15 protein-coding genes are annotated in these 16,033 nt (G+C 69.2%); 12 read left to right on the forward strand and 3 right to left on the reverse strand.

Annotated elements, in window-relative coordinates; all coding sequences use genetic code 11:
- Positions 1-7: 7 nt before the first annotated feature.
- Positions 8-838, forward strand: coding sequence for a polyphosphate kinase 2 (gene ppk2, locus KTR9_RS14530; RefSeq protein ID WP_014926992.1), 831 nt, complete (start codon positions 8-10; stop codon positions 836-838).
- On the forward strand, positions 838-1,134 hold the full coding sequence (locus KTR9_RS14535) for a DUF503 domain-containing protein (RefSeq protein ID WP_014926993.1): 297 nt from the start codon (positions 838-840) through the stop codon (positions 1,132-1,134). The genes ppk2 and KTR9_RS14535 overlap by 1 nt, the downstream gene beginning before the upstream one ends.
- On the opposite strand, the gene KTR9_RS14540 is transcribed toward KTR9_RS14535, so the two are convergent.
- Together KTR9_RS14540 and KTR9_RS14545 are read right to left on the reverse strand one after the other, a co-directional pair.
- Positions 1,115-1,717 carry a mismatch-specific DNA-glycosylase gene (locus KTR9_RS14540; protein WP_044507959.1) on the reverse strand — a complete coding sequence of 201 codons (603 nt, stop codon included), beginning with the start codon at positions 1,715-1,717 and terminating at the stop codon, positions 1,115-1,117. The two genes, KTR9_RS14535 and KTR9_RS14540, sit on opposite strands and share 20 nt — an antisense overlap.
- Before the next feature lie 40 nt (positions 1,718-1,757).
- Positions 1,758-2,126: a VOC family protein gene (locus KTR9_RS14545; RefSeq protein ID WP_010843796.1), complete on the reverse strand. Its 369-nt coding sequence runs from the start codon at positions 2,124-2,126 to the stop codon at positions 1,758-1,760.
- Positions 2,127-2,237: 111 nt separating this feature from the next.
- On the opposite strand from KTR9_RS14545, the gene KTR9_RS14550 reads away from it, so the two are divergent.
- The 10 genes from KTR9_RS14550 (at position 2,238) to KTR9_RS14595 (ending at position 14,875) form a co-directional block, all read left to right on the forward strand.
- Positions 2,238-5,438, forward strand: coding sequence for an AAA family ATPase (locus KTR9_RS14550; protein WP_014926996.1), 3,201 nt, complete (start codon positions 2,238-2,240; stop codon positions 5,436-5,438).
- A 122-nt stretch (positions 5,439-5,560) separates the two neighbouring features.
- Positions 5,561-6,988, forward strand: a complete 1,428-nt coding sequence (locus KTR9_RS14555) for an FAD-binding oxidoreductase (protein ID WP_014926997.1) — start codon at positions 5,561-5,563, stop codon at positions 6,986-6,988.
- Between the two features lie 68 nt (positions 6,989-7,056).
- Complete coding sequence (locus KTR9_RS14560) at positions 7,057-7,470, forward strand: hypothetical protein (protein ID WP_014926998.1); 414 nt, start codon at positions 7,057-7,059, stop codon at positions 7,468-7,470.
- A gap of 117 nt (positions 7,471-7,587) precedes the next feature.
- Positions 7,588-9,216, forward strand: a complete 1,629-nt coding sequence (locus tag KTR9_RS14565) for an FAD-dependent monooxygenase (protein ID WP_014926999.1) — start codon at positions 7,588-7,590, stop codon at positions 9,214-9,216.
- 71 nt (positions 9,217-9,287) lie between these two features.
- Positions 9,288-10,592, forward strand: coding sequence for a polysaccharide pyruvyl transferase family protein (locus KTR9_RS14570; protein WP_044506770.1), 1,305 nt, complete (start codon positions 9,288-9,290; stop codon positions 10,590-10,592).
- A gap of 72 nt (positions 10,593-10,664) precedes the next feature.
- Positions 10,665-11,867 carry a serine hydrolase domain-containing protein gene (locus KTR9_RS14575; RefSeq protein ID WP_044506772.1) on the forward strand — a complete coding sequence of 401 codons (1,203 nt, stop codon included), beginning with the start codon at positions 10,665-10,667 and terminating at the stop codon, positions 11,865-11,867.
- A 67-nt stretch (positions 11,868-11,934) separates the two neighbouring features.
- Positions 11,935-12,420 carry a PPOX class F420-dependent oxidoreductase gene (locus KTR9_RS14580; RefSeq protein ID WP_014927002.1) on the forward strand — a complete coding sequence of 162 codons (486 nt, stop codon included), beginning with the start codon at positions 11,935-11,937 and terminating at the stop codon, positions 12,418-12,420.
- A gap of 34 nt (positions 12,421-12,454) precedes the next feature.
- On the forward strand, positions 12,455-13,423 hold the full coding sequence (locus KTR9_RS14585; RefSeq protein ID WP_014927003.1) for a daunorubicin resistance protein DrrA family ABC transporter ATP-binding protein: 969 nt from the start codon (positions 12,455-12,457) through the stop codon (positions 13,421-13,423).
- Positions 13,420-14,223 carry an ABC transporter permease gene (locus tag KTR9_RS14590; protein WP_014927004.1) on the forward strand — a complete coding sequence of 268 codons (804 nt, stop codon included), beginning with the start codon at positions 13,420-13,422 and terminating at the stop codon, positions 14,221-14,223. The genes KTR9_RS14585 and KTR9_RS14590 overlap by 4 nt, the downstream gene beginning before the upstream one ends.
- Before the next feature lie 10 nt (positions 14,224-14,233).
- Positions 14,234-14,875, forward strand: a complete 642-nt coding sequence (locus KTR9_RS14595) for a GyrI-like domain-containing protein (RefSeq protein WP_014927005.1) — start codon at positions 14,234-14,236, stop codon at positions 14,873-14,875.
- 29 nt (positions 14,876-14,904) lie between these two features.
- On the opposite strand, the gene KTR9_RS14600 is transcribed toward KTR9_RS14595, so the two are convergent.
- Complete coding sequence (locus KTR9_RS14600) at positions 14,905-15,936, reverse strand: LLM class flavin-dependent oxidoreductase (RefSeq protein WP_014927006.1); 1,032 nt, start codon at positions 15,934-15,936, stop codon at positions 14,905-14,907.
- Positions 15,937-16,033: the final 97 nt, after the last annotated feature.

Raw genomic sequence — 16,033 nt, forward strand, 5'->3', positions numbered from 1 at the left:
TCTGCTCATGTCGAAGAAGGACAAACCGAAGCAGGCCAAGATCGCGAACAAGGTCTACGAGGCGGAAATGTTCCGGTTGCAGACCGAACTCGTCAAACTCCAGGAGTGGGTCCGCGAGACCGGCGCCCGCGTGGTCGTCGTCTTCGAGGGACGCGACGCCGCCGGCAAAGGCGGAACGATCAAACGGATCAGCGAGTACCTCAGCCCGCGCATCGCGCGGGTCGCCGCGTTGCCCGCACCGACGGATCGTGAACGCGGCCAGTGGTATTACCAGCGCTACGTCGCACACCTGCCCGCGCCCGGAGAGATCGTGTTGTTCGACCGGTCCTGGTACAACCGGGCCGGCGTCGAGAAGGTCATGGGTTTCTGTACGCCAGAGGAGCACTCGCGGTTCCTGCGGCAGACCCCGATCTTCGAGCAGATGCTCATCGACGACGGCATCCTGCTGCGCAAGTACTGGTTCTCGGTGTCCGACGACGAACAGCTCAAACGGTTCCGGTCGCGCATGAACGACCCTGTCCGGCAATGGAAGCTGAGCCCGATGGACCTCGAGTCGGTGTATCGGTGGGAGGACTATTCGCGCGCCAAGGACGAGATGATGGTCCACACCGACACCGCCCTGAGCCCCTGGTATGTCGTCGAGTCCGATGTGAAGAAGCACGCGCGGCTCAACATGATCTCCCACCTGTTGTCGACCATCGACTATGAAGAGGTCCCGCGTCCCCGCGTGTCCCTGCCCAAGCATCCGATCGAGTCGGGCAACTATCACCGGCCGCCGCGCTCGCTGTCCAAGTACGTACCCGACCACGTGGCGACGCTGATCCGCACCGACCACTGATGTGGATCGGGTTCTGCGAGTTCGACTATCTGCTCGGCGATGTTCACTCGCTGAAGCAGAAGCGGTCGGTGGTGCGGCCGATCGTCGCCGATCTCCGCGAGCGGTACACGGTCTCGGCGGCCGAGGTGGGTCACCTGGACGTGCATCGTCGGACCGTCATCGGTGTCAGTGCGGTGGCCGCCGATCGCGGGCACGTCGTCGACGTGCTCGACGCCGTCGAACGGTCGGCTGCGGGCCACCCCGAGGTCGAGCTGTTGTCGGTGCGGCGCCGCGTCGTCAGCTCCGAGGACTTCTGAGGTCCTCCACCACCCCGGCGGCGACCGCGGCCCGACGGTAGGCGGCGGCGAGGGAGTCCACGGTCTCGTGGGCGTTCAGCCCGCTGGGGTTCGGAACCACCCACAGTTCGGCACCGTCCCCTGTGCCCACATCCCACGTCTCGTCCTGCCGTCCCGGCACGGCGTCGCGGCGCCCGAACGCGCTGCGATAGGCGGTGATACCGGCGACGGCGACGACCCGCGGGCCGATCATCCGAACCCGCTCGCGCAGCCGGCGTCCGCCCTCGCGGAGTTCGTCGACGTACAGTTCGGCGGCGGTCGCGGTGGCACGCGGCACGACATTCGTGATTCCCACACCGCGGTCGAGCAGCAGCGCGCGGTCGGCGTCGGACATACCGCGTGAGGCGTCGATGACGTGGCCAACGATGCCGGCCTTGGCGAGCGCCGGGTAGAACCGATTGCCCGGACGCGCGAAATGCGCTCCGGTGGCCGCCGTCCAGAGACCCGGATTGATCCCGACGAACAGCAGCTTGCACCCTTCGCCGACCAGATCGTCGACGGTGCGGTCCTGATAGCCGAGGAGTTCGGCACGGCTGAATCCCATCAGGAGCACCCGTCGGTCGGCCGGACGACATGCCTGCGTGTCAGGACGTCGCCTCCGCCTCGTGCCTGGCCGACACACAGAACTGATTGCCGTCGGGGTCGGCCAGGGTCACCCACGCGAAGCCGGGCATCTCGCGATCGGCGATCTTGGTGGCGCCCGCGGCCACGAGTCGCTCGACCTCCGACTCGAGATCGTCGGTCGTCAGGTCGAGATGGATGCGGTTCTTCCCCGGTGTGGGGTCCTCGACCTGCTGGAACGCGAACAGCGGAGTGCCCTCCCCGACTGCGACGACGACGAAGTACCCGTCGTTCTCCTCGACGATCCGACCGCCGAGCTGGTCGGCCCACCACGTCGCCAGCGGTGCCGGCGCGAGCGCGTCGACGGTGATCATGCCCAGTGCGAGAGTCATGGCAGCCAAGCTACTCCCGGCCACCGACATCCGGGCCCGGTCGCATGGAGGCCGCCGGGCGCGTTCGCCACTACCGCCCCACGGCTGCGGTCACCACCTAGACTCACGCTGATGCCCGAACTCTCCTACACGATCCTGGGTGGCCTCGGGGCTCAGATCGGTTCCGACCCCGTCGAACTCGGCACGCGTAAGCAGCGGGCGACGCTCGCACAGCTGATCCTCGCCGAGGGCGCGCCGGTGCGCGCCGACAGTCTGATCGAGGGCATCTGGGGCGATTCACCCCCCGAGCGGGCGGAAGTGTCGCTCCAGTCCTACATCTCGGGTCTGCGCAAGGCCCTCGAACCACACCGGAAGCCACGGACTCCGTCCACGGTCCTGCTCACCCACGGAACCGGATACAGCCTCCCCACGACCGCCGAGCAGGTCGACGCGCGTCGGCTGACCGCCCGGCTCGGCTCCGCACGCACCCTGATGCAGCGGGGCGACGCGGCCGGGGCCGCACCGCTCCTGGCACAGGTGCTCGACGACTATCGCCCCCTGCTGCCGGAGTTCGAGGGCCTGGCCTTCCGGGACGAGGCCGCCGGACACCTCGACCGCATGGTGCAGGCCGCTCGGGAGATGTCCTTCGAGGCCCGGATGGCCGACGGCGACCACCGTCTGCTCGTCACCGAACTGGAGAGCGAGGTCGCGCGTTCGCCCCTCGACGAGGGACTGTGGGTGCTGTTCGCCACGGCGCTCTACCGTCTCGGTCGCCAGTCCGACGCCCTCGGTGCGATCGCCACCGCCCGTCGAATCCTGGCCGACGAGATCGGCGTCGATCCGGGACCGCGGCTCCGGACCCTCGAGAGCGACATCCTCGACCACGCTCCGCATCTCGACGTGCCGACGGCAGCCCGCCCGGACACCGCGACGATCGCGTCGGACCTCGACGACCCCGGCCCGACGACCCCGCCGGACACCGTTCCCGGCCACGGCGTCGACACCCTCGAACCCGACGAGACGCCGTCGGTCGTGGGCCGGACCGAAGAACTGGCCGCCCTGCATCGCGCAGTGCTCGCCTCGATGTCGGGGCACGGGGGCGTCGTCGTGGTCGAGGGTGAGCCGGGGGCTGGAAAGACCGCGCTGATCGACGAAGCCGGCCGCCGAGCCGCGGGTGCCGCCGATCTGCTGGTCCTGTGGGGACGCTGCGTCGACGACCCGGCCGCGCCGTCGATGTGGCCATGGGTGCAGATCCTCGGTGCGGTGCTGCCCCGGCTCGATCCCGCCGATCGGGAACGTCTCCTCGACAGCTCGCTCGGCCGGATGGTGACCGAAGGCGTCAACGTGATCCCGCCGCCCCGGCAGATGCCCGATGCGGCCGCCCGATTCCAGTTCTACGACCAGGCCGCCGATCTCCTCGACGGAGTGGCCGCGACGGCGAAGCTGATCATCGTGCTCGACGACCTCCAGTGGGCCGACGGTGCGTCGCTGGAACTGTTCGCGCACATGGCCGCACGACGGACCACCGGCGTGACGTTCTTCGCCTCGCTGCGTTCGCCGTCGGCACGACCCGTCGTCGCCACCACGCTGGCGACGCTGGCCCGTCTCCCGGAACACCGGCGCCTGCACGTCGGACCGCTCAGCGGCGACGACATCTCCGAACTCATCCGGCGCGAGACCCGGCAGTGGCCGGAGGTCGCCACCGTGTCGTCGATCGAGCGACGAACCGGCGGCAACGCCTTCTTCGTCCGGGAGCTGGCCCGGATCCTGGCCGATCGCGGGTCCATCGCCGGCACCGCGGTCCCGTCCGGTGTCCGCGACGTGGTCCGCCAGCGACTGGTCGGATTGTCACCCGAGACGACCGAACTCCTCGAGCTGGCGTCGCTCATCGGAACCCGCGTGGACCTCGTCCTCCTGGCGACCGCCGCGAACCGCCCGGTGGACGAGGCACTCGACCTGCTCGAGCCCGCGGGCGGTGCGGGGGTCATCGACCTCGGACCGGATGATCCGTTCGGTTTCGGGTTCAGCCACGACATCATCCGGGAGGCGATCGCGGACGGCATCGCCGCGATGCGCGCGCGACGGCTGCACCTCGCGATCGCCGACGCCCTCGCCGGCAACTCCTCGCCGCATGCGGTGACGAGAGTCGCCCGGCACCTGTGGTCCGCCGGACCGCTGGCCGATCGGGAACGCACCACCACCGCACTGCTCACCGCGGGTGACATCGCCTTGCGCACCTACGACTTCGACGGCGCACGCAGACATCTCGGAGATGCGGCGACGCTCGCCCGCTCGACCGGCGACCAGCAGGCGGAACTCGTCGCGATCACCACCCAGCTGGCCGGCGAGGTCGCGGCGCACGGCTACTTCGCCGCCGACCCCGTCCTGCAGGAGCGCGCCCGGACGCTGGCATCGACACTGGGCGACACCCGCCTGCTCGCGACCCTCGACTACGCACGCTGCGCGGCCCACATCCAGATCGCGGACACCGAGACCGGTCACCGCCTCGCGCAGGACCTGCGTCGGCGCGCCGAACGATCCGACGACCCGGTCGTCACCCACCTGGGCATGCACGCCGCCGGTATCGACGACTTCCACCGCGGGAATTTCGGTGCGGCGCATCGCATCCTGGAGACCTACGCGCCGATCGACGTCGATGTCGAGGGCCTGCGCGACGATCAGCTCGCGATGGCCCGCGGTTTCCGCGCCTGGGCGGCGACGGTGCACCTCGGCACCGATGCCGGCCGGGCGCTGTTCGCGACGATGGCCGACGCCCATCCCGATCCCCGGTCGCAGTTCGGCATGGCCATCTTCGCGGTCGGCGCGGCGTCCATGCTCGGCGACGCAGAGTGGGTTCTGGATGCCGGTCCGGCGATCATGTCCGACGGCGCCGCCGCGCTCGCCTACCTCCGTCGTGGCGGCGAACGGATGTACTGGTGGGCGCGGGCGATGACCGGCGACCTCGACGAGGCACTCGAGCACATCGACCGGCTCGGGGCCGACGACATCGGCATGGAGGACCATCCGCGCACGGGTGAGGGCTACTGGCTGGGCCTGCACGCCGAGGTCCTGGTGGTCGCGGGCAAACTCACCGACGCCGCGACGCTCCTCGACCGGGCCGCGGACTTCGCCGACCGCACGGGCGAACGCTATGCCGACGCACACCGCCTGGTCGTCCGCGCCCGCTACGAGTACGCCAACGGTCGCCCGGCCTCCGTGGTGGGCGCGACCCTGTCCGCCGCGCGCGACACCGCACTCGCACAGGAGGCGGACGGGCTGGTCCGGAGGATCGACGCACTGGCGACGACCTGGGGACTCACCTCTCCCGCCTGAGCGCACCAAGTCCGTCTCAAGTCGCATCCAAGGACCTTCGGCGACCCTTGTCGGGAATCCGGCGCCGACCGGAGACCGACGAATCCTGCCGGACCGCTCCGGCCGCAACCGAGGACCTGCCGATGACCGCAACACCCGCCTCCTCCCCGCCCGAGAACACCGAACGCCTCACCGTCCGAACCCGTACCTCGGTGCTCGCGCAACTCCGCGATCGGATCGCGGGTGACGTCTACGGTCCCGGCGACGCGGGCTACGTCGACGCACGGTCGGGTTTCAGCCGGCTCGACGTGCATCGTCCCGCCGTGATCGCCGTTCCCGCCAACCACTTCGATGTCGTGGAGGCCGTCCGTTTCGCCGTCGAGGAGGACCTGCGCGTCGCCGTGCAGACGACCGGGCACGGCACCGGCAGGCCGGCCGACGGCGGGTTGCTGATCAACACCTCCCGCCTCGCGTCGGTCAGCGTCGACCCGGTCACCCGGACCGCGCGCGTGGGTGCGGGCGCCACCTGGCGGACGGTTGTCGACGCCGCCACGTCATACGGACTGGCGCCGCTGATGGGCTCGGCGAGTGGTGTCGGCGCGATCGGCTACACCCTGGGCGGGGGCTTCGGCTGGCTCGGTCGGCGCTTCGGCCTGGCGTCCGACCACGTGCTCTCGTTCGACCTGGTCACCCCCGACGGCACGCCGATCCGGGTCACCGACACCAGCTTCCCGCACATCTTCTGGGCGTTGAAGGGCGCCGGCGCGGGCGGCCTCGGCGTCGTGACGTCGATGGAGATCTCGCTCGTCGAGGTGTCGACCGTGTACGCGGGCAACCTCTTCTACCCTGCCGCCGACGCCGAGGAGATCATCCGCAGATTCCGGGACTGGGCACCCGCGCAGTCGGACGCGCTGACCTCGGCGGTCGCCATCCTCAACCTCCCGCCCACCGACGACGTCCCGGAACCGCTACGCGGCCGGAGCTTCGCCGTCGTGCGCGGATGCTGGTCAGGCGATCTCGACGCCGGTCGCGCGGTCGTCGACGAATGGCGCGACTGGCGCACGCCCGTCGTCGACATGTGGGATGTGCTGCCGTTCGCCGCGATCGACGCCGTCAGCATGGATCCGACCGAACCGATGCCGGTGATGGTCACCACCGAATGGTTCGACGACCTCCCGGACGTCGCCGTCGACATCGTCGCCGCGAGGGTCCGGCCCGCCCCGGCATCGGCACCGCTGATCGTGATCGGCGAGATCCGCCACGCCGGCGGAGCGATCGCCCGCGGCGCGGAGCACGCGCCCAACGACCGGGCCCGGACGGGACGGTTCCTCCTCGAACTCGTCGCGGCGGTGCCCGACCCCCAGGTGGCGCTGGCGGTCGAGTCGACGCTGCGCGTGACCCGCACCGAGCTTGCGCCGTACGTCACCGGCGCCGCCTATCTCAACTTCACCTCGGGTACCGAACGGGTGGCCCGCGCCGACGACGCGTACAGCTCGGACCACCGACGACGTCTCGACGAGATCAAAGCCGCCCTCGACCCGTCGAACCGCTTCTGCCACGGCGACATCTGACGGGACGACCCGGGCGGGCGATCACGGCCCACTTGCCCCGGCGCGCACTGTGTGCGCTGATGGTCGGCATGACTGATCCGTCCGGACCCCGGTCCCACAGCGCGGACGATGCCCGGCCCCTCCTGGTCGTCGACGGCGCCAACGTCGTCGGTTCGGTGCCCGACGGGTGGTGGCGCGATCGCCGCGGTGCCGCCGAACGACTGCGGACGCGACTCGAGGCCGTCGCCGTCGGTGGCCTCGCGGGACTGCCGGGACCGCTCGAGGTTGTGCTCGTCGTCGAGGGCCGGGCTCGCGGGGTCGAGGCGAGCGAACACGTCCGGGTCGTCGAGGCACCCGCCGTGGGCGACGACACGATCGTCGAGGTCGTCGCCGACTCGAGCCCGCACCGGGAGCGGATCGTGGTCACCGCCGACCGCGAACTGCGGGCCAGGGTCGTGCGATTGGGCGCACGGGCGATCGGTCCCGCCGCCATCCCGCGGTAGTCGGCCGCTCGGCGACGACTGTTCGGCGTCCGCTTTCTCCGACTTGTCACCCCGTCGGCGCGTGATCGACCGATAATCTTCTGAGCGTCGGCGACCGGCCGACCACAGGAGGATTCCATGACCGAAGTAGATGTCCTGATCGCCGGTGCCGGACCCATCGGCCTGACCGCCGCCGTCGAACTACGCAGACGCGGAATCCGTGTTCGCATTGTCGATCCGCTGCTCGAACCTCCGCAGTACGCCAAAGCTGTCGGCATCCAGCCCCGCACGCTCGAGGTGTTCGAGAGCATGGGCGTCGTCGGACAGGTGCTCGACGCCGGCCTGGAGATGCGCGGTCAGCTCGTCTACGTCAACGGAAGTCAGGTCTCACGGGTCGACCTCACGACACCGCCCGATGTTCCCTACCGTTTCCACCTGCTCCCCCAGTACGCGACCGAGCGAATCCTGCGTGAGCGACTCTCCGATCTGGGCACCGAGATCGATCGGGGTACGGCGGTCTCGGCATTCGAGCAGGACGCGGACGGCGTGACCGTCACCCTCACGGGTCAGGACGGGGAAACCACCGTCCGGGCGGGCTATCTCATCGGCGCCGACGGTGCGCACAGCGTCGTGCGCAAGGGCCTGGGGCTGAGCTTCGAGGGCGGCGCCTTCAGCGAGCAGTACATGCTCGGCGACGTCGTGGTGGACTGGTCGATGCCCCGCGGCTACGCCATCCGGTCGATGCACCAGACCGCGGACGGCACCACCGACGACCAACTGGTGTGCATCCCGCTGCCCGGCCGCGGCCGCTACCGGATGTCCATGCTGGTCCCCGACGAGCTGGCGGTCGCACCGACGACCGGCGGAGACGGTGTGGCCCACGGCTTCGAGGGCACCCGCGCGCCGGAGTTGGCCCACATCCAGGCCGTGGTCGACAGGCTCGCGCCCGAACCCGCAACGGTCTCGCACCTGCGATGGTCGTCGGTGTTCCGCATCAGTCATCGGATCGTCGATTCCTACGGCCGCGGACGCGTGTTCGTCGCGGGCGACGCCGCCCACATCCATCCGCCGACCGGCGCGCAGGGCATGAACACCGGCGTGCAGGACGCGCACAACCTCGCCTGGAAACTCGCGCTCGCCGTCACCGGGGTCGCCTCCGACGCGCTCCTTGACAGCTACGACCTCGAGCGCCGGCCCGTCGGCGAGGAGGTGGTGGGACGCACCGTCCGAGACGCTCGCGAGGGCATCGGCGCCGGTTCCACCGACATGGACTTCATCATGCGGCGGGAGGCCCAGCTGCTGATCTCCTACGCCGACAGTCCCGCCGTCGCGGGGTCGACGGTGCCGACCGCCCCGGCCGCGCCACGGGCAGGCGAACGCGCGCCGGACGCGACGGGCCTGAGCCGCGAATCGGTCAATCACCCGGTGCGCCTGTTCGGCGTGCTGGACGGCGTCGACCACTCGCTCATCCTGTACGCGGACGCCGCCGCCGGGACCGGGGACGTCGCGGTTCTCGAATCCCTCGCCGGCGAGATCGCCGCGAAGGCGCACGGCCACATCGACATCCATGTGATCGCGGCCGCGACGGCACAGGTCGGCAGCACCGATCTACCGCTGCTCCGCGACACCGACGGCCGGTTCGCCGACGGCTACCTCCCCGACGGTTCGACGGTGTTCGTCATCCGGCCCGACGGTTACATCGGATACCGCGGCCCCATCGCCGACACCAAGGCCGCACTCGCCTACCTCGAGGGCACGTTCGGGTAGCTCTCGCGGGCCACCCCCGGCACACCGTCCGGCGGGGGCCGATGCCCCGGCACACCGTAACGTTGGGGACCGTGACGAGACGACCGGCAACCGACCGTCCGCTGTTCCGGACCGCGGGCATCCTGGCCGACCGCATCGGCACCTCGGTCCGGCACCGCACCGCCGATTCCCGGCTCGGCCGCGCGATGGGCACCGGCGAGGTGATCTATCTGGTGGCCCCGGCCGGTCATCCGAACTACGGCGACGAACTCATCGCCCGGACGTGGCTGCGACATCTGGCTCGGGTGCGCCCGAACGCCACGGTCGTGCTGGACTGCCACAGCCCCGGTACGGCCACGACGCTGCTGCACGACGCTCATCCGAACATGCTCGTCGTCGACACACTGTGGCAGTTGACCACCTACGCGGCGGACGCCGAACAGCAGGACCCCTGGGAATGGGTGTCGTCCGCTGCGCTCGACGCCGGTCTCGCGCCGCGCGTGACCGCGGGTATCGACCTCCTGCACTCGGCGACCACCATTCACCTACTCGGTGGCGGTTACCTCAACACCGTGTGGCCGCACCACGTTTCGTTGTTCGTCGCCGCCGCCGCAGTGGCCCGGCGATCCGGCGCCCGACTCGCCGCGACCGGTCAGGGACTCGTTCCCGCACTGCAGGGCCGGGCTCGGGCCGCGCTGACCGAGGCGTTCGCCGCATTCGACATCGTGGACGTGCGCGACACCGCGTCGGTAGACGTACTCGACGGCGCCGTCGCGGCACGGCATTCCGGTGACGATGCATGGCTGGCTCTGCACCGGCCCCGACCTCCGCTGTACCGCACCGACCCGCCGGCCGAACGGGGTGTCGTACTCTGCCTCCAATCCGATCTCACCGAGCGTTTCGTCGGGCCACGGGCGACCGGCGTCGAGGCCCTGGCCGATTTCGTGCACGCGACCCTCGACGCCTGGGACGTGCCCGGATCGGAGGTCACCGTCGTCGAAGGAATCCCGGGGCACGACAACGAGGTTCCCTACCTCCTCGGTCCGCGCCTGGCCGGCGCCACCGTCCTCAACTTCCGCGACGTGTGGAGTGGCGGGTTGCCCGCCGGGCATCGAAACACGTGGATCAGTACCCGGTTCCACCCGCATCTCATGGCCGCGGCCGCGGGCGATCCCGGGGTCGCGGTCGTGGCGATGCCGGGGTACTACTCCACCAAACACCGGTCCCTGATCGAGGCCGGCTCGGACTGGACCGTCGTGGATTCCGGTACGTCTGTACCGGACCGACCGGACGGACGCGGCTTCGACGCGGTCGCGCGGGAGCGGGCGGTCGCGGCCAAACTCGCCACGGCCATCGACATCTACCCCGTCCCGCCGATGCTGGCACACCGCATGTGACTCCTCGCCGGAACCTCTGCGGCTTTTGTCTCAATCCACCTCGCCGCGCCGGTCTGCCGCTACAGTGAGCGGATGAGCCGAAAGCCTCTGCGCGCCACCGTCCTCCTCCGTATGACGACGCTCGGTGCGGTGGCCGCACTCGGCCTCGTCGCGTGCTCGCCCTCGGAGACGGCGTCGGGTACGGGATCGTCGGCACCGGCGTCCGGTTCGGGACAGCCGACCTCGGTGCCCGCAGACACTGCTGCGGCATTCCAGAAGGCGGTCGACGACACGCGCGCCGCCGGCGACCTCCCCGGCGTCATCGCCCGGGTCATCTCGCCGGCCGGAACCTGGACGGGGACATCGGGTGTGCGGGCGGCCGGCGGGAACGAGCCCATCGAACCCGCGGACCATACGCGGATCGGTTCACTCACCAAGACGATGACCGCGACGCTCCTGCTCCAACTCGTGCAGGAGGGCCGGGTCTCCCTCGACGATCCGATCGACAAGTATGTCCCGGACGCACCCAACGGCACCGCGACGCTGCGGCAGGTCGCCGACATGACCAGCGGCATACCGTCGTACACCGCCTCCGAGGGCTTCGACCGCAGGTTCTTCGCCGATCCCGAAAGCGTGTGGAGCCCCACCGAACTCGTGGACACCGCGAAGGCGCTGCCACCGAGCTTCCCGCCGGGGCAGGGCTGGCAGTACTCGAACACGAACTACGTCCTGCTGGGTCTGGTCATCGAGAAGGTGCTCGCCAAACCCATCGGCGAGATCTTCGCCGACCGGATCTTCACGCCGCTCGGAATGGACGAGTCCTCATGGCCCGGCGGGTCCGTCGAGATCCCCGACCCACACCTGAACGGACTCACCGATCAGGGTCAATCCGACGGGAAGACGGTCGATTCCACTCGCTGGAATCCATCCTTCGCCTCCACCGCGGGCGCCGTGATATCGACGATCGACGACCTGCAGACCTGGGGCGAAGCGCTGTTCACCGGACAGGGTGTCCTGGATCCGGCGACTCAGCAGCTCCGCCGGGATTCGATTCTCACCTCGCCGCCGCCCAACACCGCCACCTCCGGATATGGCATCGGTATCGGGAACCGCGACGGATGGTGGGGCCACGACGGCGATTTCCCGGGATACAACACCTCACTGTTCCATGACTACGAGTCGGACACGACGATCATCATCGTGATCAACACCGACGATGCCGTCACCGTCGACGGCAAGTCCATGGCCCCGGTCTACGCGGTCCAGGCGGGCCTCGTCGCCGCACTACCCGACTGAGTCCGGCACCTCACCCGAATCGGAACGGGGCCCACTCCGACACCGGTCCCCGCGTAAAGTCGGCGGCATGGCCAGAACAGTCGCGAAAGCCGATGTCGTCGACCGTGCCGGACTGCTCGAGTTCATCCGGCCGCGTCACCACATGATCCTCAGCACCGTCCGATCCAGCGGCAGTCCGCAGATGTCGCCGGTCACCGGCGGGGTCGACGAACAGGGTCGCATCGTCATCTCGACCTACCCCGGTCGTGCCAAGGCCGCGAACCTCCGGCACACCCCCGTCGCGACAGTCGTGGTGCTCTCCGACGACTTCAACGGCGCCTGGGTCCAGGTCGACGGCGACGCCGAGGTGCTCGACATGCCCGAGGCCGAAGATGCACTCGTCGACTACTTCCGCAGCATCTCCGGTGAGCATCCGGATTGGGACGAGTACCGCGCCGCGATGCGGACCCAGGGCAAGTCGCTGATCCGCATCACGCCGACGAGTTGGGGCCCGGTCGCCACCGGCGGATTCCCCGCCGACGTCGCCGCACGACTCGACGCCGACGATCGATGATCGACGCACGCGGCACGACGACGGACCCGATCGGTTGACCGCCGCCGCCGACATCGAGATCCGCGGACTCACGAAAAGCTATGGCGAGCACCGTGTTCTCGACGGCATCGATCTGCACGTTCCCGCGGGCGGCGTGACCGCGCTCCTGGGCCCCAACGGTTCCGGGAAGACGACGACCGTCGGCATCGCCTCGACCCTGTTCCCCGCCGACTCGGGAACGGTGACCATCGGCGGCTTCGACACGGTCACGCAGACCCGGTCGGTCAGAGCGATCATCGGCGTCACCGGCCAGTCGGTCGCCGTCGACGATCTGTTCAGCGGGCGAGACAACCTCGCTCTCATCGCCGACCTTCGCCGGCTGGGCCGGCGCAGCGGGCGGGCACGGACGCAGGAGTTGATCGAACAATTCGACCTCGTGGAGGCCGCCGACCGCCCGGTGTCGACGTACTCCGGCGGAATGCGCCGGCGGCTCGATCTCGCGATGACGCTCGTGGCGATCCCGCGCGTCATCTTCCTCGACGAACCGACCACAGGACTCGACCCCAGGAGTCGTCGGATGCTGTGGGAGACCATCTCCCGGCTCGCCGCCGACGGCGTCACGATCTTCCTGACCACGCAGTACCTCGAGGAGGCCGACCACCTCGCCGACCGCATCGCCGTCCTCGACCACGGACACATCGTGGCCGAGGGAACAGCTGCGGAGTTGAAGAGCCGGGTTCACGCCTCCGAGGTGCGCCTGACGTTCGCCGACCGCGACTCGTTCGACGCGGCGGCCTCGCTGCTCCCGGATGCGCGTCGCGTCACCGACTCACGGCGCCTCGACATCGCGACAGACGACACCGTCGCCACGATCCGGACCACTCTGAACCGGCTCGAGACCGCAGGGGTCCCGGTCGCCGACGTGAGCGTCCATGCGCCGACACTCGACGACGTGTTCTTCGCCCTCACGGGCAACCCGGCTCCCGAGGTCCCCGACCCGGATCAGTCCGGAGCGGGATCATGACGGCCCTGACCCACACGGTGTCGGATTCGCGGGTCATGATCCGCCGCAACGTTCGTCGGCTCCTCCGGTTCCCGGCACTCACCGTGATGCTGGTCGGAATCCCGGTCGTTTTCCTGCTGCTCTTCGTCTTCGTGTTCGGCGGGCAGCTCGGCGCCGGGATGACCACGCAATCCGGTGACAGCGGGCGGGCCGCCTACCTCGACTACGTGGTGCCCGGGATCGTGCTGGTCACCGTCGCGTCAGCGGTGCAGGGTACCGCCATCGTCGTGGCGATGGACATGACCGCGGGAATCATCAACCGATTCCGCACGATGGACATCGCCCGCTCCGCGGTCCTGACCGGTCACGTGGTGGCCAGCCTGCTCCAGGCACTGTTCAGCATCGTCGTCGTCCTCGCCGTTGCGGTCGCGATCGGGTTCCGACCGACGGCCGGTCCTCTCGACTGGCTGGGCGCGTTCGGGGTGACCAGCGTGTTCGCGATCGCATTGATCTGGCTGTCGGTCTATCTCGGACTGGCGGCGAAAAGCGTGGAGACGGCCAGCAACACACCGATGTTCCTCACGATCCTGCCTTTTCTCAGCACAGGTTTCGTCCCGGCCGAGTCGCTGCCCGCCGGGCTGAGGCAGTTCGCGGAGTATCAGCCCTTCACACCCGTCATCGAGGTCCTGCGCGGTACCCTCACCGACGCCACGGTCCCTGCCGGGAGCGTGATCGCGGCACTCGCCTGGAGTGTTGCCATCGGCGGGGCCTCGTACTTCCTCGCGCTCCGAACCTATGAGCGGCGGCGCATTCCCGGATAGGGTCGTCGGCGTGCCCGAGAAGGTCGATTTCAAGAAGACATTCGACACGTACAAGGCCCATCGGGGCCGGATACGTGTGCTCGAGGTACCCCTGATGCGCTACCTCATGATCGACGGGTCGGGAGACCCGAACACCACGCCGCAGTTCGTGGCGACCATCGAGACGCTCTACCCGGTCGCGTACACCCTGAAGTTCGCGAGCCGAGGCGAGCTGGGCCGCGACTACGTCGTCCCCCCGCTCGAGGGTCTCTGGTGGGCCGAGGACATGAGCGCTTTCACCGGTGCTCGCGACAAGGGCCGCTGGAGTTGGACTCTCATGCTGATGATCCCGGACTGGATCGACGACGGACTGCTCGACGCCGCCGTCCTGCGGGTCGGCTCGAAGAAACCACCGCCGCGCCTCGACGGCCTCCGCATCGCATCCCTGGACGAGGGCCTGTGCGTCCAGACGCTTCACCACGGTTCGTTCGACGACGAGGGCCCGGTGCTGGCAGAGATGCACGAGCGGTTCATACCCGACAACGGTTTGACCATGCGGGGCCATCACCACGAGATCTATTTCAGCGACTTCCGCCGGGTCGCGCCGGACAGACTCCGGACGCTGTTGCGCCAGCCGGTGGAACCCGCGACACCGGCCACCGGGATTTCGTAGCGAAAGACGGTATATAGCACGCACTTTCGCTACACATCGCCCCCGGCCGGCGCCCAGCCGAGTGCCGGCCCGAGCCGTCCGGCGAGATCACCCACGATCTGCAGGTAATCGGGTTCATCGAAGGAGAACGGCAACGCGAAGGCCACCTCCGTGGCGCGTTGGAATCCCGCGTGATCATAGAGCTTCTCGGCGAGCTCGTCGGACGGCCCGACGTGGTCCGGCGAGAACAGCAGGCCACGCGGACCCTGCGGGGTGAGCGTGCGCTCGTATCGGCTGTCGGCATAGGCCCGGTATTTCCGGACCTGGCTCGGGGTTGCCGAGTCCGTGGGGATGACCACCAGTCCCTGGGAGACCCGCGCACGGTCGGGATCGATGTGATTGGCGCGGTAGGCGTCGATGTGTTCGGCCTGAATGGTGGCGAAGTCTCGCGACCGTGTTCCCTCGATGGTCACCACCGAGGAGGTCAGGTAGTTGAGCCCCTGCCGGCCCGCCCAGATCGCCGAGCTGAGTCCGCCTCCGTACCAGACCCGATCGGCCAGGCCGGGTGAGTGCGGTTGCACTCGCCGCGAGAAGGTCTCGATCCCGACGGTCCCCTCGAAGTCGCTGACCGGTTCACCGCGCAGGCCGTCCAGCAGCCGCACCACCCGGTCCTTCGAGAAGTTCTCCAGCGCATGGGTTTCGGGATACATCGAAGTCTTGTAGTCGTCGTAGCGCATCGGGACGCCCACGGACACACCTGGATTGAGACGTCCGTCGCTGAGGATGTCGACGGTCGCCAGATCCTCGGCCAGGCGCAGCGGGTTCTCCATACCGAGTGGGATCACCGCGGTGCCCAGCTCGATGCGGCTGGTCCGCACCGCGGCGGCCGCCAGCACTGCCACGGGTGAGGAGATGCCGTACTGGAAGTGGCGGTTGCGCACCCACACGCTGTCGAAGCCGAGTTGTACGGCGAGCTCGATCATCCGCAGCGTTTCGAGGTGGCCGGGGCGAGGGTTGTCGCCGTCGAAGCGTCCGATGGTCAGGAATCCGAGCTTACGGAGGGGTTCACCGCGTCGAGGCATGCGTCGATTCTCACACCGCCACGAGCCGGACGACGCCCAAGAGGATCGGAGTGAGCCGAACTCCGTGGCGCCGGCGGTACCCGACTCGCGTCTATAG

The sequence above is a fragment of the Gordonia sp. KTR9 genome (genome assembly GCF_000143885.2).
In the GTDB taxonomy this organism is placed as follows: Bacteria; Actinomycetota; Actinomycetes; order Mycobacteriales; family Mycobacteriaceae; genus Gordonia.

Coding starts and splice junctions, on each gene's coding strand:
- KTR9_RS14575 (WP_044506772.1), top strand. CDS start 10,665: ATGAGCCGAAAGCCTCTGCGCGCCACCGTCCTCCTCCGTATGACGACG.
- KTR9_RS14565 (WP_014926999.1), top strand. CDS start 7,588: ATGACCGAAGTAGATGTCCTGATCGCCGGTGCCGGACCCATCGGCCTG.
- KTR9_RS14540 (WP_044507959.1), bottom strand. CDS start 1,717: ATGGGATTCAGCCGTGCCGAACTCCTCGGCTATCAGGACCGCACCGTC.
- KTR9_RS14590 (WP_014927004.1), top strand. CDS start 13,420: ATGACGGCCCTGACCCACACGGTGTCGGATTCGCGGGTCATGATCCGC.
- KTR9_RS14580 (WP_014927002.1), top strand. CDS start 11,935: ATGGCCAGAACAGTCGCGAAAGCCGATGTCGTCGACCGTGCCGGACTG.
- KTR9_RS14550 (WP_014926996.1), top strand. CDS start 2,238: ATGCCCGAACTCTCCTACACGATCCTGGGTGGCCTCGGGGCTCAGATC.
- KTR9_RS14535 (WP_014926993.1), top strand. CDS start 838: ATGTGGATCGGGTTCTGCGAGTTCGACTATCTGCTCGGCGATGTTCAC.
- KTR9_RS14555 (WP_014926997.1), top strand. CDS start 5,561: ATGACCGCAACACCCGCCTCCTCCCCGCCCGAGAACACCGAACGCCTC.
- KTR9_RS14600 (WP_014927006.1), bottom strand. CDS start 15,936: ATGCCTCGACGCGGTGAACCCCTCCGTAAGCTCGGATTCCTGACCATC.
- KTR9_RS14545 (WP_010843796.1), bottom strand. CDS start 2,126: ATGACTCTCGCACTGGGCATGATCACCGTCGACGCGCTCGCGCCGGCA.
- ppk2 (WP_014926992.1), top strand. CDS start 8: ATGTCGAAGAAGGACAAACCGAAGCAGGCCAAGATCGCGAACAAGGTC.
- KTR9_RS14560 (WP_014926998.1), top strand. CDS start 7,057: ATGACTGATCCGTCCGGACCCCGGTCCCACAGCGCGGACGATGCCCGG.